General features: G+C 39.4%; 18 protein-coding genes. 4 read left to right on the forward strand and 14 right to left on the reverse strand.

Annotated elements, in window-relative coordinates; translation table 11 throughout:
- Nucleotides 1-36: 36 nt before the first annotated feature.
- On the reverse strand, nucleotides 37-1,155 hold the full coding sequence (locus WAE64_RS16170; protein WP_340238306.1) for a Re/Si-specific NAD(P)(+) transhydrogenase subunit alpha: 1,119 nt from the start codon (nucleotides 1,153-1,155) through the stop codon (nucleotides 37-39).
- A 294-nt stretch (nucleotides 1,156-1,449) separates the two neighbouring features.
- Nucleotides 1,450-2,676, reverse strand: a complete 1,227-nt coding sequence (locus WAE64_RS16175; RefSeq protein WP_340238308.1) for a carboxypeptidase-like regulatory domain-containing protein — start codon at nucleotides 2,674-2,676, stop codon at nucleotides 1,450-1,452.
- 183 nt (nucleotides 2,677-2,859) lie between these two features.
- Between WAE64_RS16175 and WAE64_RS16180 the strand changes: the two genes are divergently transcribed.
- Nucleotides 2,860-3,297 carry a (4Fe-4S)-binding protein gene (locus WAE64_RS16180; protein ID WP_340238310.1) on the forward strand — a complete coding sequence of 146 codons (438 nt, stop codon included), beginning with the start codon at nucleotides 2,860-2,862 and terminating at the stop codon, nucleotides 3,295-3,297.
- A 69-nt stretch (nucleotides 3,298-3,366) separates the two neighbouring features.
- On the opposite strand, the gene tatC is transcribed toward WAE64_RS16180, so the two are convergent.
- The 5 genes from tatC to WAE64_RS16205 all read right to left on the reverse strand — a co-directional run bounded on the left by tatC (nucleotide 3,367) and on the right by WAE64_RS16205 (nucleotide 9,640).
- Nucleotides 3,367-4,245 (reverse strand): twin-arginine translocase subunit TatC, encoded by an 879-nt coding sequence (gene tatC, locus WAE64_RS16185; protein WP_340238312.1) that lies wholly within the window; start codon nucleotides 4,243-4,245, stop codon nucleotides 3,367-3,369.
- A 44-nt stretch (nucleotides 4,246-4,289) separates the two neighbouring features.
- Nucleotides 4,290-4,898 carry an OmpH/Skp family outer membrane protein gene (locus WAE64_RS16190; RefSeq protein WP_340238315.1) on the reverse strand — a complete coding sequence of 203 codons (609 nt, stop codon included), beginning with the start codon at nucleotides 4,896-4,898 and terminating at the stop codon, nucleotides 4,290-4,292.
- Nucleotides 4,899-5,022: 124 nt separating this feature from the next.
- Nucleotides 5,023-5,379, reverse strand: coding sequence for a hypothetical protein (locus WAE64_RS16195; protein WP_340238318.1), 357 nt, complete (start codon nucleotides 5,377-5,379; stop codon nucleotides 5,023-5,025).
- A gap of 25 nt (nucleotides 5,380-5,404) precedes the next feature.
- Nucleotides 5,405-7,867 (reverse strand): penicillin acylase family protein, encoded by a 2,463-nt coding sequence (locus tag WAE64_RS16200; protein ID WP_340238320.1) that lies wholly within the window; start codon nucleotides 7,865-7,867, stop codon nucleotides 5,405-5,407.
- Between the two features lie 267 nt (nucleotides 7,868-8,134).
- A complete protein-coding gene (locus tag WAE64_RS16205; RefSeq protein WP_340238322.1) occupies nucleotides 8,135-9,640 on the reverse strand; it encodes a xylulokinase in 1,506 nt (501 codons plus the stop codon).
- Nucleotides 9,641-9,888: 248 nt separating this feature from the next.
- On the opposite strand from WAE64_RS16205, the gene WAE64_RS16210 reads away from it, so the two are divergent.
- Nucleotides 9,889-11,367 carry an NFACT RNA binding domain-containing protein gene (locus WAE64_RS16210; protein WP_340238324.1) on the forward strand — a complete coding sequence of 493 codons (1,479 nt, stop codon included), beginning with the start codon at nucleotides 9,889-9,891 and terminating at the stop codon, nucleotides 11,365-11,367.
- Nucleotides 11,368-11,372: 5 nt separating this feature from the next.
- On the forward strand, nucleotides 11,373-12,050 hold the full coding sequence (locus WAE64_RS16215) for a pseudouridine synthase (protein WP_340238327.1): 678 nt from the start codon (nucleotides 11,373-11,375) through the stop codon (nucleotides 12,048-12,050).
- Between the two features lie 35 nt (nucleotides 12,051-12,085).
- Here WAE64_RS16215 and WAE64_RS16220 read toward each other — a convergent pair whose 3' ends face one another.
- The 5 genes from WAE64_RS16220 to WAE64_RS16240 form a co-directional block, all read right to left on the reverse strand.
- A complete protein-coding gene (locus WAE64_RS16220; RefSeq protein ID WP_340238329.1) occupies nucleotides 12,086-12,694 on the reverse strand; it encodes a TerD family protein in 609 nt (202 codons plus the stop codon).
- Nucleotides 12,695-12,708: 14 nt separating this feature from the next.
- Nucleotides 12,709-13,266, reverse strand: a complete 558-nt coding sequence (locus tag WAE64_RS16225) for a TerD family protein (RefSeq protein WP_340238331.1) — start codon at nucleotides 13,264-13,266, stop codon at nucleotides 12,709-12,711.
- A 13-nt stretch (nucleotides 13,267-13,279) separates the two neighbouring features.
- Entirely contained in the window at nucleotides 13,280-14,089 is an 810-nt protein-coding gene (locus WAE64_RS16230; protein WP_340238334.1) for a PspA/IM30 family protein, read from the reverse strand.
- 269 nt (nucleotides 14,090-14,358) lie between these two features.
- Entirely contained in the window at nucleotides 14,359-15,426 is a 1,068-nt protein-coding gene (recA, locus tag WAE64_RS16235) for a recombinase RecA (protein ID WP_340238336.1), read from the reverse strand.
- Between the two features lie 50 nt (nucleotides 15,427-15,476).
- Nucleotides 15,477-15,701 (reverse strand): hypothetical protein, encoded by a 225-nt coding sequence (locus WAE64_RS16240; protein WP_340238337.1) that lies wholly within the window; start codon nucleotides 15,699-15,701, stop codon nucleotides 15,477-15,479.
- A 452-nt stretch (nucleotides 15,702-16,153) separates the two neighbouring features.
- Here WAE64_RS16240 and WAE64_RS16245 point away from each other — a divergent pair, with 452 nt between their 5' ends.
- Nucleotides 16,154-17,275 carry a hypothetical protein gene (locus WAE64_RS16245; RefSeq protein ID WP_340238339.1) on the forward strand — a complete coding sequence of 374 codons (1,122 nt, stop codon included), beginning with the start codon at nucleotides 16,154-16,156 and terminating at the stop codon, nucleotides 17,273-17,275.
- Between the two features lie 405 nt (nucleotides 17,276-17,680).
- Here the strand turns inward: WAE64_RS16245 and WAE64_RS16250 are convergent, their stop codons facing one another.
- Both WAE64_RS16250 and pafA read right to left on the reverse strand, forming a co-directional pair.
- Entirely contained in the window at nucleotides 17,681-18,982 is a 1,302-nt protein-coding gene (locus WAE64_RS16250; RefSeq protein ID WP_340238343.1) for an amidohydrolase family protein, read from the reverse strand.
- 151 nt (nucleotides 18,983-19,133) lie between these two features.
- Entirely contained in the window at nucleotides 19,134-20,765 is a 1,632-nt protein-coding gene (gene pafA / locus WAE64_RS16255) for an alkaline phosphatase PafA (RefSeq protein WP_340238345.1), read from the reverse strand.
- Nucleotides 20,766-20,783: the final 18 nt, after the last annotated feature.

Genomic DNA, 20,783 nt, shown 5'->3' on the forward strand with positions numbered 1-20,783 from the left:
GTATATGATGAATCAATCTTTTTATAAAGCTGTATATTAACTAGCTACCGATGGATGTACCACTTTACCCTCGTGTACAATCAAAGAGCCTTTGGTTATTTCTTCGTCCAGTTCCCACTTAAACCCGTCTTTAGTTGCCAGATGTAGTAAGAACGTTGAAATGTTTTTTGCATATAGCTCACTGGCATTCAAAGGTAGAAGTGAGGGAATATTAGGTTCGCCTACAATGGTTACGCCATGTTTTATTACGGTTTGTCCGTATTCGCTGCAAGCGCAGTTACCGCCTTGTTCTACGGCCATATCAACTATTACTGAGCCTAGTTTCATGCTTTTTACTACTTCTTCTGGCACTAGCATTGGTGCTTTTTTGCCTGGTATAAGGGCTGTGGTAATCACCAAATCGGCTTCGCTGATGTGTTTGGCTATTACTTCCTGTTGTTTTTTGAGGAAATCTTCTGAAACGCCTTTTACATAGCCGCCTTCAATCTTGACAGATTCATCGCCTTTTACTTCAATGAATTTGCCACCTAATGATTGCACCTGCTCTTTGGTTTCGGGGCGAATATCGCTTACCTCAACAATTGCTCCCAGGCGTTTAGCCGTAGCAATGGCTTGTAAGCCCGCCACACCTGCACCCATTATTACTACTTTAGCAGGCTTAATAGTGCCAGCGGCAGTCATGAGCAACGGAAAGATTTTACCTAGATGATAAGCACCAATAATAACAGACTTATAACCCCCAAGATTGGCTTGTGAGCTTAGGGCGTCCATTTTCTGGGCTCTGGAAATACGAGGAATGGCATCGACCGAAAAGGCTGAAATACCTTGCTTGGTACTTGCCTCAATTAATTCGGGATTTGTGGCGGCATACATAAAGGAGATAGAAACGGCTCCCTTTTTCATGTGGCTGACTTCTTCGGGAGTCAGTGGATTTACTTTCAAAACTATATCGGCACCTGAAAGCAGAGAAGACTTGTTGGTATCAACTTTTGCACCAATGGCTTTATAGGCAGCATCTTCAAAAAAGGAGGAAATTCCTGCTTCGTGCTCAATGGTACATTCAAATCCGGCTTGAATCAGTTGTTTGCAGACTTCAGGGCTTAGGGCAACACGTTTTTCAAATGGTTTGGTTTCTTTGATTATTGCTATTTTCACAGGGGCTTAAACTTAGTTGATGTTGCCACTAATATAGAAATAAGTCAAATATTTATCAATATATTTATAGATTAAATTGTGTGTAGAAAATCTTTCGGCTAATAGATACTTTTTCGCCTACATTTCATGCTATTTTTTCGACTTAAGGAGTAAATAATTACATAAAATATAGACGAATAAACCTCTAAAAGCCTGAAAATAAGGGCTTAAAATTAGCTGTGTGTATTACTATAAGCCCACGATGTTTCATAAAATAATTATACTGAAGCCGAAAAAAGAAATCCAGAAGATAGATTAAGGTAAGTTGGGTAAATAATCGAGTGGAAGTAACTCGCCAATTTTTTCATAGCCCCACCTGCCTTCAAAAACAACTGCTAGAGGATTAATGAGGTGTCCGTTTTTTTCAACAAGTGCCGGAGACTCGAGCATTGCCATAATTGAGGTCTGTGGTATGTTTTTTTGCCCTGCATCTAAAAACTGAGGCTCTTCAAATTCTTTGTTATAAACTATGTATAGATAATCTGTAAAATCTAATGCAAATATATCTTCGTGCTTGTTTATTAGCTCTGTTTCTTTCAGTGGAGTGCGTACCAGGTATTGAACATAACCCGAGAAAATATTGGTAGCTAATTTCTTTAGCGATTGATTAACTTTCAATTTAATATCTGTAGAATCTACCATCATTTTTTCTTTTGAGGCTTCTGAAATAAGATTCCCTGTGCTGTCTCGTTTTTCAGCGACTAAAGGCACAGAATACATCTTTTTCTTTTCCCTGATGAGTTTAAATACAGCATAGCCTTCTTCATTGAGTTTTTGTTCAGTAAGAGCTTTGAAGAAATGTGTAGCCGAGCCGTAATAGGCTTTATTTCTATTTTCAACCCATTGTTTTTGTCTGCGGTCACTTTTGGTTTTCATTTCTTCAAAGAAAGGGTAGCCCCAGTAAGACATATAGCGTTCTTTGAAACTATACCTAAACTCTTCCAACTGGTATTTGACCACATAGCCCAGCGCCTTGTTTTCAATTATTAACGGCTCGTCGGCTCTGATAACTAGCTCAGAGTCATTGTTATCCATACTGAAATTTAAAGCTTTGGGGTTTTTTAGTTTACAATCTTTCGAAAATTCAGTTTTACCCATAAAACCCTCTTCAAATAAGTAGAAGTATTTTTTAAACCCATCTTTCACACGCTTAACTGTTACGCCTTGCAACTCAATAGCATCGGCGTTGAGCATAATCAGTAGTGGTTTCTTCAATGTATCAGCTTTTAATTGTAGCGAAAACGTTTTGTAGCCCACATAGCTTATTACTAAATCAATTGTGCCTGATGGAACATTGGTGAGTTTAAAACGACCTTTCTCGTCGGTTTGCTGGCCTTTGGTAGTATTACTGATAAATACATTGGCAAATAGTAAGGGCTTTTTATCGTTGGCATCAACTACACGGCCTTCTATACTTATCTGGCATAAAGCAGGCAACGAAAAACAGAATATAAGTAAAAATGTAATAGCTTTTTTAGACATGAACAATATATAGGATAAGTATTTCTATGTATAATACCACAAATGTATAACTAATTGCTTAGTTAATATAGGATAAATGTTAAAATCTTCAATAGAAACTTTACGAAGGCTATTTGAGTTAGCGGTAATATGAATTTGATATAAGCTTAAGTTTCTTTATTATTGAGTAAAATTTATAATCCTATGGAAGAAGAACAAAAGAAAATAACCAAGCATTATGCTAACGACGAAGTGACGGTTGTGTGGCAGCCGCATATGTGTATTCACTCAGCTATCTGCTTTCGGGGTTTACCAAATGTATTCGACCCTCGCAAGCGTCCGTGGGTTACGCCCGAGCACGAAAATGGTGATAGAATAATGGAGCAAATTGATAAATGCCCGTCGGGAGCATTATCTTATTTTAAAAATGAAGTGGGGCAGGAGGAAAAACAAATAGATAACGAAACCATAGTGGAAACTACTAAAAATGGGCCTTTGCTGATATATGGTAATATTTCTCTGAAAGATTCGGAGGGAAATATTACCAAGAAACACAAAGTAACAGCCTTGTGTCGCTGCGGTTCTTCTGAAAACAAACCTTTTTGCGATGGTACGCATACCAAAATTGGTTTTATAGCATAACCATAGGTAATAAAAAAGAGGCTACCTGTATATTACTAAGGTAGCCTCTTTACTATAATAAAAAGATGGTTAATCTTTTGTTTCGTTTCCTTCTGCTGCTAGTTCTGCCAAGCGTCTTTTTTCTTCTCTTGCCGAAATAATAATACTTACTTCATACAATAGATATAGTGGGAACGCTACTAACAACTGGCTGGTAACATCAGGCGATGGTGTAATAACAGCAGCTACAATCAAAATCACGACTACTGCGTGTTTGCGGTACGTTCTCATAAATTGAGGACCTATCACGCCAATTTTTGTCAATACAAAAATAGCGATTGGTAATTGGAAGGCTACCCCACAGGCCAATGTCAATGTTGCTAACAATGAAATGTAAGAGCCTATATCAAACTGGTTTTCGATACTTTGGCTAATCTTGAAATTAACAAGGAAATTGATAGCTAAAGGTGAAACAATGTAATAGCCAAACAAAACTCCCGAAAAGAACAAGAGTGTAACATAAAAAACTGCTCCTCTGGCCGATTTCCTTTCCGACATTTTCAGGCCGGGCTTTACGAAACGCCATATTTCCCAGAATACATACGGAAAGGCAAACACCAAACCAATGATTGCCGCCGAAGTAAAGGCTGTAATAAACTGTCCCGATACCTCACGGCTCATTAGGCTGAACTGTAGTTTATCAACACAAAGCCCTTCGGCACCAACGGCTGTCCCGAGTTTACACATCATGCGATATGTCCAGAAATCTACTTTAGAAGGCCCTAAGATAATATTATCATAAATGTCTTCAATATAGATAAAAGCGAAAACCATGAAGAACACAATAGCGGCAGCAGCACGGATTAAGTGCCAACGAAGCTCTTCGAGATGGTCTAAAAACGACATCTCGTTGCCTTCTTCTTTCTGTTCGTCATCGTAATCGTAATACGGGGTTTGATCTAATGGCATTTTTTCAATAATTTTCTTTTAATTATATGTCAGAAGTACGCTTATTACTTCTTAGCAGTGCTGTCTTTTTCAACAGTTACTTTGCCGCTTTTTTTATCTTCGGCATATTTTTTATTTAAGCCTTCTAATACTTGTTTCGTAATATCAAGGTCTTCTTTAGCATACAATACGCCACCACCTTTAGAGTAACCTATTACCATATCATATTTATCTCCGCCGTTGAACTCTTTCAGATACTCATGAATTTTGTTTAGAATATCTTCAGTTTTCTTGCCTTCTTCTTGTGCTAGTTCCTGTGCATTTTTATCACGGTAAGCCATCAGGTTTTGCTCTTCTTGTTGCAATTGCATTTGTGTTGTTTGCGCTTGCTCTTGAGTCATGTGGCCTTGTTGAGCTCTTTGTTGGAAAAACGCTACTTTGTTCTGGAATGTACGTGCTTTATTAGCAAGGTCGTTTTCTAAACGGAATCTTTTATTTTCTGAAGCTTTGATGATGTCTTTGTAATAATCGTATTTGTTTAATAGGGTATCAGTGTTGACATATACAATACGGCCTGCTACTTGTTTGCCACCTGTTGTTGAAGTAGAAGCTGATTTATCACAACCCCAGGCAATAACAGAAACTAATAGAACGAAAACTGAAAGTTTTTTCATGCGAAAATTAAATTTGAATAAGTACAAAGGTATGTACTGAGTAAAGTATTTGATTAATGTTTTTTTGCAAATAAAGCCTGCAAAGATAGAAAAATCCCTCAAAAAAAGAGGGATTGTATATGTTTTATTTGATTAAGCGTTTAAGCTGATAACCTGCCAGTGCCGAAAACCCACCAACTAAACCGCCTATAAGTGCCATAATAGCAAAAAAGGAAACGGTGAAAGGCATATCTTTCAAGAACTTGAGGTTTTCGGCAAACAGATTGCCGATGCGGTCGAGCATAAGGCCGTCAGCCGAAACGTTCAGGTATAGGGCATAGGCTATCCAAAGTGTAGCAATGGCTCCGGCTCCGGCAAAAAATGCACCGGAAGCAGATTTAGAAGCCACCAAGCCTACTGCAAAAGCAATAGGGGCGATGACCCACCAGGGCAAAAACATTTGTGCGATAGCACTGGCAACAAAAATAAGAATATATGGCATTTGATGATTTCGTTTTAGATTAAGTTTATTTCTTCCCGATTACTTTGGTAGTTGATACTATACGGCTGCTTTTTTCATCTTTTGTTTTCATGAAAAGTAACTCGTTTAGTTCGCCTTTAGCCCATTTATCTACCATATTATCATAGTAAGGGCTTCCCGGATTTCCTGATTGACCGCCCGGATAAAGGCCATAGGCTTTAGGCCAGTTTTTATCAAGCTCAACCACCATACGCCACGACGGGCCGTGTGTTTCGGATGTAGCATTAACTATACCGGGGCCGCCACCGTTCGGAATATCCTGTCTGCCAAAACCTTCTAAACGCCCTAAGTGATTAATATCAGTGCTTTTTACTTTGGTCCATGCCCAAGTGTCGGCATTCAATGGGCCAAGTTTGGCGGTTAAAGAATCTACGGTAGCTTTAAAACTATTTTGTACTATGTCTTGTACGGTTTCTACTTTATCTGTGGTGTTTACATTATCAAACCATTTAGCTGTTGGCTGATTCTTTATCATGTCCCATGTACGGTCTTTGGTAGGGTATGTCATTGGCTGTGTTGTGCTTTGGCTCGCAAATTCATCTTCCCAAACCCAGTACCTTAGTTCTTTTACCCATCTTTCAAAAATCGTAGGGCCTACTTCGTAAGGGTCATTTTTCATGTTCCATTTAACCAATGTCTCATAAGCAGCATTGCCTTTATTGCGTGGGTCAGCGGCTAATATTTTTATCACTTCCGGCAATAGTCGGCGGGCTTCGAGGTTAAAGTTATCATTCTGTACCGAGCGTAAGCTATCATGTGTTGCTTGTTGCATTGCTTCAAGGCGCTCATTAATACGTAAGCCTCTTTCGGCAGGGGCAAAACGCCAGCCTAAATAATAAGGATAGGTTGGGTCGGTAGAAAACTGATTGGCCGAACTCACAAAGCCACGAGGAGGATTTTTTACTGTTGGATTTTGGTCAGCAGGAATCCAACCTTGCCAGTCATGCGCAGGGTTTGAGCCATCAAGAATAAACTTGCCTTGCTCTTTCCATTTTAGCGGCAACTTACCATTTGGCGTAATGGCAATATCATTGTTATTATCGGCAAAAACGAAATTCTGCGCAGGAGCTTTGTAATAAGTAAGCGCCTTACGATAATCGTCATAGTTTTTGGCATGATTCAGGTAATAAAAACCCAATAAATCAGTATTGTCTAATTCATGCCCTACCCATTTCATGGCATGGCCAATAGGTACGTTTTTAGCAAAATTGTTTTCACTCGCATGGTTATATAATACAGGCCCATGATGCGTATAATACACAGTATCTTGCAATGGTTTTGATTTGCCTTTTATCTTAAATTCTTCAATAAGCATAGTAGTTGGCTTCCATGCTCCATTGTACCAATACTCTTTCTGAGTTTTGTCTTTAAATTTTATCTGATAAAAATCCATTACATCAGAGCCTACGTTGGTTACACCCCATGCTACGTCTTTATTGAAACCAATAGTCACCCCCGGTGTACCCGGTAAGCAGGCACCATAAACATTCATAGTTGGGGTTGATAACTGCATCTGATACCAGATAGAAGGCAAGGTTAGTTGCAGGTGAGGGTCGTTTGCTAAAATAGGCAAGCCAGTTGCCGATTTACCGCCACCTACAGCCCAGTTATTACTTCCGATTTCAGGCGCCGGAGCCGCTATGTTATAAGCCAATGCACCTTCTTTTGCCGCAGGGTTGGCTGCAATCTCGGCAGGAACTGACGGAACTGGCACTGGAGTGAAGTCCCACTTGGTGCCTACCGGAATAATCGGAGATTCGATAACCGGATAATCAGGAAATAAATCTTTTACAACATCGGCACCATACTTGGCTAGCGCATTGCTCATTCTGAAATCTTCGCTACCGCCATTCAGTACGTTGCGCATATTCATCAACATCAGAATCGTTTTATAAGGCGACCATTCTTCGGGTCTATAACCAATAATTTTATATTCTACCGGTAGTTTTTTATATGATAACTGATTAATATAGGCATTTACTCCGGCAGAATAAGCCGTAAGAATCTTAAACGCAATATCATCTTGCTTATAGCTGGCAGCAATTTTCTTTGCAGTTTCAGCCATGCCCATGCGTCGGTTATAACGGTCGAGTTCAATGGCTCTTTCGCCTACAACTTCTGATAATCGGCCTGATGCCGCTAATGTATAAAACTCCATTTGCCATAAGCGGTCTTGTGCTACCAGATAGCCTTGTGTAAAATAAAGGTCGTCTTCGTTCTGTGCAAAAACATGCGGCACACGGTTATCGTCAAAAGTAACACTTACTTCTTCTTTTATACCTTCTAGCTTGAGTTCGTCGGGTGAAGAAGTAGAGCCACCATTTTGCCAGAAACCTTCAAATGGGCTAAAGAGTTTCCCAAGAGCTGGCAGGGCTCCTAAGGGTCGATTAAAAATGTAAGTTAAGCCAGCAGCTAGCAATAAACTTACAAAAAACTTAATAAATTTCATAAGTGATTCAGTATTAAAAAAGGCGGAGTTATGGTTAATCTTTGTTGAAAACAGTTATCAAAGTAGCAATTATAAGTCATTATAGCTACGTTTCTACTTCGTAAACTGCTAGTTTTTATGTTGCGAATGTAACGAAAAAGAATTGAAGATTTTGTTATTTGCTTAATTTTTAGGATTTTTTTAATAAGTCCTTAAGGCTTATCTATAATAAAAAAGCTCAACCAGTTCTATTACTGATTGAGCCTATCTATAAGACTATTAACTTACTTAGTTTTGCATCAATTTCTCAAGTACTGCTTTCCAGTTTTCATATACTTCCTGATAAGCCGCTACGTCTGCCGCTACTGGCTCTATTACTTTTAGCTTTATCAGTTTGCTCATGGCTTCTTTAGGCGTGCTGTAATATTTTACACCATAACCTGCACCTAAGGCTGCACCTTTGGCTCCATCGGTATCATACAATTCAATAGGTGTGTTGGTTACGTTCACTAAAGCATTGCTAAAAATATCGCTCAAAAACATATTAGCTTTTCCGGCTCTGATTACCTTTGGCTCAACACCATTGGCTTGCATAATGCCAAAGCCGTAGTTTAGCGAGAACGCAATACCTTCTTGCGATGCTCTGAAAATATGCGCTTGCGAGTGAATATTGAAATCAAGATTGTGGAACGATGAACCTAAAATTCTGTTGTTAAGCATACGCTCAGCACCATTGCCAAAAGGCATTACTAAAAGGCTATTACTGCCAATAGCTGCTTGCCCGGCTTGCTTGTTCATTTCAGGGTAAGTAAGGTCTTTACCAAAATTATCTTTTACCCAGCGGTTCAATATTCCGGTGCCATTGATACATAACAGAATACCAACTCGGTTTTCGCCACCAATCTGGTGATTTACGTGTGCAAAAGAGTTAATACGAGACTGTGGGTCGTAAGAAATCTGGTCGCTTACGGCATAAACAACACCTGATGTACCTGCAGTTGCGGCGATTTCACCTGGATTCAGCACATCGAGCGATAGTGCATTATTAGGTTGGTCTCCGGCTTTGTAGGTTACAGGTATGCCTACTTTAATTCCTAAAGTATCAGCAATCTGCTGTTGTACTTTTCCGTGTTCACTAAATACAGGTCTGATTTCAGGAATAACGCTTTCATCAAAACCATAATAATTAAGCAAATCTTTCGAAACGCTATTGGTCTGGAAATCCCAGAAAATACCTTCTGAAAGCCCAGAATTAGAAGTAGTGATTTCATCAGTCAGCATCATGGCGATATAATCGCCCGGCAGCATGATTTTATCACATTGCTCAAATATATGTGGTTCGTTAGCCTTAACCCAAGCCAGCTTTGAAGCCGTAAAATTGCCAGGAGAGTTAAGTAAGTGGTTCAGACAAAGCTCTTCACCCATGTCACTGAAAGCCTTATCGCCAATCTGTACGGCTCTACTGTCGCACCAGATAATTGAAGGGCGTAATACTTTTTTATTTTTATCAACCATCACCAAGCCGTGCATCTGGTAGGCTATACCAATAGCGCCAATATCGTGAGGGTTAAATTTTGTTGCTTCTTGCTTACCTAAGGTGTTTACACGTTTAATGGCTTCAATGGTATTGTTCCACCACATTTCGGGGTTTTGCTCTGCCCAGCCTGCAAATGGCGAAGAAATAGGGGCTTCTACATCAGGGTATTGGGCAGAAGCAATAACTTGTTGAGTATCGGCATCTACCACAGATGCCTTAATAGAAGAGGTACCAATATCGATTCCGAGCAATAACATATTTCAGAGGTTGAATTTTAATTGTCAAAGTTACACTTTTAACAAACGAAAACAAAATCAAATAGAGAATTGGACTAAGGGGATGGAATACAAACGCTATATGCCCTTAGCAAAAATGTGTTTTTCGTTTATTTATCTAATTTAAGTTACCTTTGCAGACTTATTACTATTGAATCGTGCAAAATAATTATTATTTCTTAAGGCAGCTTACCAAGCAAATAGAGACGAAAATAGTCGGACTAAAACTGATGGAATGTTTCAGTCAGGAAAAAGACGAATTGGTTTTGGGCTTTGCTGCTGCCCGTGGAAAAAAGAAAAACTATAAAGAGTTTTTCATAAAAGCTGTGGTGTTTCCCGACTTCTCGTGTTTGTATTTTACCGACCAGTTTGAGCGAGCCAAGAAAAATAGTGTTGATTTATTTGATCAACTGATGGATTTTGAGGTGGTAGGCGTAAGGCAGTTTCTGAACGAACGGTGCTTTGCTATTAATTTTGAGCAGGGGTATTCGCTGGTCTTTAAAATGTACGGGAATCGTGCCAATATTATTTTGTTTCAGCACGACGAAGTAATAGACTTATTTAATAGCAGAATTGTAGCCGATAAAAACCTACGTATTAGCACCTTAGACCGCCCGATTGACCAATCGCACGAGGCATTTCTGGCGCAGAACCAAGACTACCGCAAGCTGTTTCCAACCTTTGGCAAGGTAGTTAATGCCTATCTGGAAGAAGCACCAGTTACTTGGCAGAGCATACAGGAAGTTGTCTATACATTAGATAACCCATGCTACTATATTATTCGGTGGGAGCATCAGCTACATTTATCGCTCTTGCCTTTTGGCGAAATTGTACAGGAATTTCAGGAACCCATAGAAGCCATTAATGCTTTTTATGTTAGTTATAATAAGGTTAGCTCGTTAGATAGAGAAAAAGTAGAGATTTTACGCAAGCTGACCAAAGAAAAGAAGCAAACCGAACTTTATCTGAAAGATGCTTATCAACGTTTAGAAGCTATTGACTCTACGGTAAAGAATGAGGAAATTGGGCATATTCTGATGGCAAATCTACATCAGATTCCAGAGCGAGCCGAAAAAGTAGAGTTATTTGACTTTTATAGAGACCATAACATTGTTATTAAGCTTAAACCGGAACTTTCGCCTCAGAAAAACGCTGAGAATTTCTATCGTAAAGCCAAAAACGAAAAGATAGAGATTGAGAAAGTAATGGAGAACATCGAGAGCCGTGAGGAATTACTCAGAAGTCTGAATCTGCACATAGAAAACATAGAAAAAGCCGAGCATCTGAAAGCACTACGCAATTATCTGAAAGCCAATAAATTGGTAAAAAATGCCTCGCAGGTGCTTAGCTATAAAGAGCTTTTCAAGAGATTTGAAGTAGAAGGCTTTGAGATATTGGTAGGGCGTAACGCCAAAAACAACGACCTACTTACACAACAATATGCCTACAAAGAAGACCTTTGGCTGCACGCCCGTGATGCGCAGGGGTCGCACGTGGTGGTAAAGTATAAGGCAGGTAAGAAAATACCAAATTCGGTAAAAGAATCGGCGGCTTCTCTGGCTGCTTATTATTCTAAACGACGAAACGAAACGCTGGCACCGGTTATACTTACCCAAAAGAAATTTGTAAGAAAAACAAAAGACCTTGCCGAGGGACAAGTAATTGTTGAGAAAGAAGAGGTAGTAATGGTAGAACCAAAATTGCCTTAATACAAATGACTTTTCGTACCCGGTTACAATATTTATTGGTAAAAAAGCTACAAGTTTCTAATCGGAGAGCTTTAGAGATAATTTTATCGGGCGAGGTTTATGTTAATAATGAGCCTGTTCTGACTAATGTTGAATTAGGCCAGACCGACGAAGTGCGCTATCATAATCAAGTACTTAAAGAGGCTAAAAAACTGATTTATGTAGCCTTTTATAAACCACGAGGCATAGAAACTACACTTAACACAGCAATAGCTGATAATCTGAAAGATATTCTCCCGTTTGAAGACGAACTTTTTCCGGTGGGTCGGCTTGACAAAGCCTCAGAGGGCTTGTTGTTTCTCACTAACGATGGAACACTCTACGATAAAATGCTTCGCAATGAAAATAAGACTGAGAAGGAATATATTGTAACAGTTGATAAAGCGATTGATGATGATTTTCTGACGGCTATGGCAAATGGCATCACAATTATGGGCAAAACCACTTTGCCTTGCCAGCTAGAAAAGATAGACGATTATACCTTCAGAATCATTCTGATACAAGGCTTAAACCGCCAGATTCGGCGCATGTGTTATAAATTGCATTATGAAGTAGAAAGGCTCATTCGTGTGAGAATGGGTAGTATTGAATTAGAGGATTTAGTAGCGGGGGAGTATCGGATTCTCCAAACGCCCACAAAGTGAAAAGGGCACTACTGTTGTAGTACCCGCAAATACCCTTACAGATATTCGGTTTTGATCAACTTTATAGTCGCAGCTATATCTTTGGCGGCAATGGGTTGGCCTAGTGCCGTAAACTCCCAACGTGAGCCTTGTGTGCGTTTCAGTTTTGCCATCAGCATTGATACATGCCCGCTAAAGGCGGTATCGGCCGATAAATTGAAATTGGCAAATATATTTTTTGGGTTGTGATGTTTGCCTTCTATAATCCTGATTTTTGAATAAGGAATACTGGCAAAGTCTTGCTGTTTATAAGAGTTCAGGTAGAAAAATATGGTATCTACCGAGGCATCAATTCTCTCCAGATTGATACTTATTACCTCATTATCTTTGTTGTCGGCACCACTATCGCCAACCCTGTCGTCTCCGCTGTGCTTGATAGCCCCGTTTTTCGATTTCAGGTTGTTGTAGTAAATTGTTTCAATTTCATTTTTGTTTTTGTCAAAAAGTGTCACCGAGCCATCTAAATCAACAGCTTCGTCGATACTGCTTAAGCCGAAGAATGTTTTGCGTTTAATACTGCCCCAGTCTAAACCGACTGTGATTTCTTTTAAGTCGATTCCGTTTTTTTCTAGCGAAATCCTTGAGTTTTTAGAAAGGTTTATCATGTGCTTATCAGGGATTAAATAAACATATCTACTAAACCTTGCAATTCGGCCATTGAGCCCTGCGAGGCAGCATAAAAATACCACTCATTGCCCGATTTTCTAACCCTTGCAAATACTATGGCATTTTCGGTAAAGTGCGATGCATCGAGGTCGTATCTGGTAATTTCTTTTTTGGTTTCTACATCAAGTATCCTGATGTAAGCATCTTTCAACAAACCAAAGTTATGACCTCTGTTAACGGCATCGTGAATCGACACACAGATAGCTAATTCTTGCGCATCAGGCGTAATGCTTTCAAGGTTGGCCAATATTATCTCGTCATCGTCATCAGCCGAGCCGGTTCTGTTATCACCCATGTGTTCAACAGCTCTATCCGGCGACTTTAGATTATTGTAGAACACAAAGTATTCATCGGCCAATAATCGGCCATTCGCACCCAGAATAAACACTGAGGCATCTAAGTCTACTGCTCTGCCTGTTTGTTCCCAACCTAAGCCAATCATTACCTTGTTTAGTTTGGTCATTTGTTTTGTAAGGTTTATCGAACCACCTTTTTTTAAATTAATCGACATTGTTTTCTTATTTTTATGGTTTAAAAAATTCGTTTAATAATTTGTCTATATCCGGTTTTGCATTGCTCTGTTGAGGCAACTGCTTATCCGGTTGATTCATTTCGTTGAACTTCTGCTGTATATCTTGCATCCGTTCTTCTTTTTGTTTTTCCGCATCAAGCACCAGTTTTTGCTTCAATTGTTCAAGGTCATTTTGCACGCTCATATTGGTTTCTAATTCACGGAATTCCTTGTTAAGCCCAGTCGTTATTGAGTTCAAGGCTGTAAGGCTTTCCGCCTCAGCAGCTAACTGATTAATCTTGTCTTCATACTTGCTCATATTAGCCAAAGCACTTGCATTCAACCCACCCAGCGACTCCGATATTTGTTTCTGCGCCTTTGCGCTCTCGGCCTTAGCTGCATAGATTCGCTGTTTGGTTTTAGCCTCTTCAAGTTTGAGCTTAAACTCGTCGAGTTGCTCGTTGAGTTGCTGCACCATCTGGCGTGAATTTGCTGCTAGTGCACCATATTCGGTTTCTTTCTTTTCGGCCAGTGCTTTTTGCGAAAGTGCCTTTTTAGCTAGTTCTTCATTACCATTTTGCACGGCAATGGCTGCTTTCTGGTACCACGAAATTCCTTCTAACTTGAACTGTTCATGGTCTTTTTCAAGCCTTAGTTGGTTTGCCATAGCAATGGCCAGTGCTTTAGTAACTTTGCTGATACTTTGTTCTAATTCTGCTACCGCTAGCTTCATCATTTGCACGGGGTCTTCTATATTGTCGAGGGTATCGTGAGCCTTAGCTTTACTGATATTAAGTATGCGTTTAAGTAAGTTTGTCCACATATATTTTTGCGTTGTTTTCGGGTACAAACCAATAGAATTAGCAGACAGCCCTCAAGATTCTTTTGATGATTGGATAGAAATAAGGACGGCGACGTTTGAAAATTTGATGAGTTTTTGGCTATCCTTTAAAAATGAGAGAAGAGATTCTTTTAAACTCAGGTAAGATTTTAATAGAAATGTTCGAAAATATGAGAGAGTAGTCTATAAAGAAAAAGACCACCCAATGGGCGGCCTTTTTGAATCCAAACTTATATCCTAATGTATCTATTTTACTCTTCTTTATCAACCACGCCATCTTGGTCACCAGGTTTGGTATCCATTAAGGCATCGGCATCTACAGCTACTGCGGCTTTAATTTTATTCTCCAGTTCAGCCAATAATTCAGGGTTATCTTTCAACATATCTCTCACACCATCACGTCCCTGGCCTAATTTGCTGCCACCATAAGAGAACCACGAGCCAGCTTTTTTCACAATTTCAAGGTCTACTGCAAGGTCAAGCACTTCACCTGCTTTAGATACACCTTGTCCGTAAAGAATATCAAATTCTACTACTTTAAACGGAGGCGCCACTTTATTTTTTACTACTTTCACACGGGTGCGGTTTCCTAATATAGCTTCACCATCTTTGATAGCGCCGATACGACGGATATCTATTCTGACAGAGGCGTAGAATTTCAAGGCGTTACCACCGGTTGTTGTTTCAGGGTTACCAAACATTACACCGATTTTATCACGCAACTGGTTGATGAAAATACAGCAACAGCCGGTTTTGTTGATAGTACCTGTAAGTTTACGCATAGCTTGCGACATCATACGTGCCTGAAGACCCATTTTACTGTCACCCATGTCACCTTCAAGCTCGGCTTTAGGTACCAAGGCAGCTACGGAGTCAATCACACATATATCTACTGCGCCAGAGCTAATCAGATGTTCAGCAATTTCGAGTGCTTGTTCACCATAATCAGGTTGAGAAATAAGAAGATTTTTGGTATCGATACCTAATTTTTGGGCATATACACGGTCAAAAGCATGCTCTGCATCAATAAATGCGGCTATTCCACCACTTTTTTGTGCTTCTGCAATTGCTTGCATAGCCAATGTTGTTTTACCCGAAGATTCAGGTCCATATATTTCAATAATACGTCCTTTTGGAAACCCATTTACACCTAATGCAAGGTCTAGCCCGAGTGAACCAGTAGAAATAGCAGGAATTTCTAAAACTTTGGTATCGCTCAATCTCATTACAGTACCCTTTCCAAAAGTTTTATCTAATTTCTCCATTGTGGTTTGGAGAATCTTCAATTTGTCGTTGTTGTTATCTTTTTCTGCTGCCATTTTTATATTTATTGAGATTTGTTTACTTTATTAATATAAGAAGTGAATAATTATTTAGCTTTAGTGGTCGAAATGAAATTTTCATGAATTAATCGCTGAAAGTTTACCAATAGATTCGACACTATCAATACATCTTGCATTTTTTTATCTGCTTCCTGCTGTTGCTTCGCTATATTTAATAAATCAAAGCAAGCTAAACGTTTTTTTTTGCTTGTCGAAGTGTTCAGAAATTCTTTAACACTTTTGACCTTGGTTTTTGTTTTGAGTCCAGCCATTTTTTTAAATTATTTTTCGAGTAAGCTTTTCAAATTTTTAAACCTGCTACAAAATATTGCCCGATTTCAATAGTAAGAAGTTGTAAAACCTATTAGCTGATGTGATTAGGTGCATTATTTTGTTTGAAAACCCCACTTTACTTTTGTGTGGGTTGAGTCCACGCTGTTTATCTTTTTACCTTTAAATAATTTTAAAATAATCCTCAATACTTATTTTTCATTTTTTTTCTTTACTTTCCTACTTCAAAAAAAACGCATCAGAAGTAGAAAATAGTGTTTAGGTTGTTTATGGAAATAATACAATTGATGTTTTAAAATTTCTGAGTCTTTTTTTGCCTTTTAAATGAAAGGATTTCTAAAACATTTTTATTAACTCTCGACCTTTAAGACCTTACAAAGGTATATAAATTTAGAATATTATGCACTTAAAAAATGATAAACGGTTTTTTTTAATGATGAACGGATTTTTTAATTGGATTTTTTTTTGTACGGCATTTTTGCTGACAGTTTTACAAAAAACACAAGCGCAGACCAATACAAGTACACTAGAAGATACCTTTTCTTATAATGCTTCTAAACTTGGAAAAGTTCAATTTAGGTTTTCTGCCTTGACTTTCGTCAGAAACAATGAGTATTTCAATAATATAGCCGATGGTTACACGCTTTTTGGGTATTATCTTAACCCTAAAGTGAGTTATCAACCTCATGAGAAAGTATCACTTGAATTAGGCGCTTTTGCCCGGAAAGAGTTTGGTACCAAGGGCTTTAAAGAATTACAGCCCACTTTTACACTACAGATAAAACAAAACAACTGGCGATTTTTATTTGGCAATATTGAAGGGAATATCAACCACCGAATGATAGAACCTATGATGAGCTTTGAGCGATTGGTGAGTAATCCGCTAGAGCATGGCGTGCAGGTGAAATACCAGAAAATTTCAAGATTGAAAAAGACCAATACTGACGACGAAACGTATTTTGATGCCTGGCTTGACTGGCAAAGAAGCACAAGCCCTGGCCAAACAAATCAGGAGTATTTCTGGCAGGGAATGTCGTTTTATAGCCCTGCAGTAGAAGTAGCAGGTTTTAAACTAAAAGCATTGGCGCAAAGTAGTGTGTACCACATGGGCGGGCAGAATATACAGAGCCTACAACCTGTGCGCACACTTATCAATACGGCTGTAGGCGTAAGGGTACAGAAAGATTTTCTTACCAACCAAAGCCTTGTGGCCGATAATTATGTCGTAAATTATTTTGAATCTCCGCTTCGTGGCAGTGCCTACTACTTGAATGGCTATTGGCAACACCCTAAGTTTCAGGTAGGGGTAAGTTATTGGTTCGGGCATTATTTTAGCTCGCCTATGGGCAACGATTTGTTTCAGTCTTATTCTCGTAAATTCAAATATGATGAATACTATGAGCCATACAGAAGTATCTTGATTCTGCGCTTGGTAAAAGACTGGAAAGTGATAGATGGCTTGAATGTATCGCTGCGTGTTGAGCCGCACTACGATGTACAAAACGGCAAGTTTGAGCATTCAGAAGGCTTATATGTAAAATATCAATTGCATTAAGAAAATTAAAATTCGAAACTCAAGCGCTGAGGAGATAAATTCTTCAGCGCTTCATTTTTATAGATACCTTAGAAAACTTACCTTTATACATTAACCAAAACAAGTCATTAGCTTTCAGATTTTTAATATAGTAGTTTTATTAGATATGGCGTATCTGGCTGGGGAGGCCAGTTTATGATTGTTGACCGTAAAAACAGATTGGTTGTTGTGTCAAGAAATGATACAGGGCGTTCTAAGCTACAACAAGGCTTGTTTATGTGGAAAGGCAAACAAGGCTCAAGAAAACATCATCAAGACTTACATCATTTAATGATAAAGGCGAGTTTATAAAGCCGAAATGGGCGGATAGCTAAGAAGCCATTCGCCCATTTTATTGTTCTTTTAAATTCGCTTTATGAATAATTCCTACTTTTTAGAAGCATTAGCTTTCCCTTTCGGATACGTACTAACGCCATCTTTCATCACCATCTTTACATCGAATAACACATGGCCGAAATCATTTTCTAAATCTCCGTTAAAGAATACTATATCGGCCTTCATACCTTTTTTCAGATTACCTATGCTTTCAGAAGCTCCTAGTGCTTTAGCTGCATTGTAGGTTGCATATTGTAATACTTCATTCACAGGGATTCCTGCTTCATGATACGATAGTATCACACCAACAGCACCTTTACCACGTGGCATAGCCGGAATATCATTGTAATAATCGGAACCGGCAATAATTGTTACACCTTTGCTAACTGCACGCTTTAAGCGGTCGTGAACACCATCCAGAAAGCTCTTTGCATAATCTTCGCCTTCTTTGCCTTTCATGCCAATACCTTCTACCAGAATTCTGGCCTGTTCTCTGGTTACGTCTGTTGGTACAAGATATGTGCCTTTTTGAGCCATGAGCATCAGCGTGCTATCTGATAGAATATAGCCATGCTCAATGCCATCTACACCTGCTTTTACAGCATCTCGTGCCGACTCATCAAAAGTGGCATGAGCCGTTACCGGAATGCCTTTTTCATGAGCAGTTTTTACAATAGTGGCAATTTCGTCAGGCGCTAATACCCTATTATCGGTATTCATACATACCTTAATCACATCAACGCCTTGTTTTATGTGTTCAAGTACTGCCTCACGGGCATCTTGTGCTCCTTTTACAACCCGGTATTCTTGTTTAATTACAAAACTGTCGGCAGGAGCCATTTTACTGAACTGTCCACCTGGTGGGCTTATAATAGGCCCAGATACATACATGGTAGGGGTAGGCGTTTTACTTTTTGCCAGTTGCTTTTTTAAGGCAATATCAAGGTATTGACCAGAATTTCCTAAGTCACGAACGGTAGTAAGGCCAGATGCTAAGTTTTCACGGGCAAACCCTAAGCCTTGTTTTATGCGTTCGTCGGCAGGTACTTTAGAGGCTATTACCATTCCATCGCCAGTTTGTTTCTGGTGGAGTAGTAAATGGGTATGCATATCTATCAGGCCGGGGGTAGCGGTGCATTGGCTTAAATCAAGGTATTCAATATTAGTTTTTTTTCCTATATGTGAGCCAATGTCTTTTATACGGCCATTTTCAATCAGAATCTTTTGATTGGTAAGAAATTTCTTTTGCTCTGAATCGTATAGCTTACCGACCTCAATAATCAGGCGTTTGCTTGATTGCCCGAAAGTAGAAAGCGAAAACAAAAGAAAAGCTGTGCTTAATATTAGTCTCATAGAATTATGGTTGTTTGGTAATAGATGCAAATAATATAGTTTGGGGTTGCTCAAATATAAATAAAAAACGTTCTTTTAGATTGAAAGAAAAATCTTTCTTCATCTAAAAGAACGTTTTATGATGGTTTAATTACAAAGGCAGGCCTATTGATTATTTTTTCAATATCGGTTGGATAGGGTGCCCGACACAACCACTTGGCTCTTGTATTTTAAGCAGAGCGGCCAAAGTAGAAGCAATATCAGCAATGTAAGTTTGCTCAGTGGTTTCACCAACTGGAATCCCCCAGCCATACCACAATAGCGGTACGTGGCGGTCATACTGCCACATTGTGCCATGCGTTGTACCTTTTTTGCTTCCGCTATGGAACCAACCCGGCTCTAGCAATACCATAAAGTCACCGCTACGTTTTGGGTTATACACGTTTTCAACCAATGTTTTGTAGAATGGAGGTATAACGGTATTAGCCATGTTATGGAAGTTTACAACCTGATAAACCGGAGAACCCAGTGAGATAAGTTCGTCAGTAAACAATTTGAATAATTCGTCGTACCCAACTTTGTTTTGTTTCATTAACTCACGGTTCAAAGTAATCTGGTAGTTATCGGTAGATAATATCCATTTACCTGCACCAAATTTCTCTACCATTTGTCCGTTCAGGTAGTTTACTTCTTTGGCTCCTAACCAAACACCACCCGGTAGTTTGTTTTTATTCAGGAAAGCAGGAATATCGGCCGCAGCGTGGTCAGCAGTTAAGAAAACGGTATAATTTCCTTTACCCAAAGTAGCATCAAGGTGGTTCAGAATCTCCTCAATGTCACGGTCAAGGCGCAGGTAAGTGTCTTCTACTTCAATAGAGTGTGTTCCGGTTGCGTGGCCTACGTAATCAGGCGATGAGAAGCTCACACATAGAAAATCAGTGAAAGCTCCTTGTCCCATTTTTTCATTTTTCAATGCAGCCAGAGCCATCTCTTTGGTCATGTTGTTACCAAAAGGTGAAGTAAGAATAGCAGTATTGCTATTGATTGCGTGCGGGAATACCGGAAGTTTTTCGCCTGGCATTACGTTTTCATATTCCTGGTTATCTTCATCGCTTTCGGTATATTGCGCAATAGGAAGCAAAGTTTCCCATTTTTGTGATTTATAGAAATCAGGCAGTTTACGAGCATTAAAATCTTTCATCCACTGCGGTAATTCCTTCATGTAATAAGTACTCGTAATCCAATTACCCGACTTACCATCAAACCAATAAGCCGCATTGGCTGAGTGCCCTGCTGGTAAAATACCACCACGGTCTTTGGCTGCAATACCAATTACTTTAGACTGAAATTGCGTAGCCAATCTCAATTGGTCAGTAATGGTAGTTGTTTTCATGTTTACAGGCGAGCGTTTGCCTTCTGTACCTGCTATGTCGGTTCCTACGGCTGTTACCGTTGTATCTTCTGCCACATATACTGTTCGGCCCAGAAAACGGTCATACCAATCGTTACCTATGATACCATTTACTCCCGGAACAGACCCCGTATAAACAGCAGCGTGGCCCGGGCCTGTTATGGTGCTGGCGTAGTGGTAGTGGTTGTTTCGGCAGTTGAAGCCTTTGTTCATGAGTCTTTTGAAACCACCCTCGCTGTATTTGTCATAGAAGCGGTATAGGTAGTCGTAGCGCATCTGGTCAACCATGATTCCTAAAACCAGTTTAGGTTTGGTAGGTGCGGCAGCCTTTTGCGTTTTCTGAGCAAAAATGGGTAGGCTGAGTAAGAGTAGTAGGTATGTGAGACGTTTCATTGTGAAAAATTTGTTGTT

The organism is Emticicia soli, from assembly GCF_037860775.1.
GTDB classification, from domain to species: domain Bacteria; phylum Bacteroidota; class Bacteroidia; order Cytophagales; family Spirosomataceae; genus Emticicia; species Emticicia soli.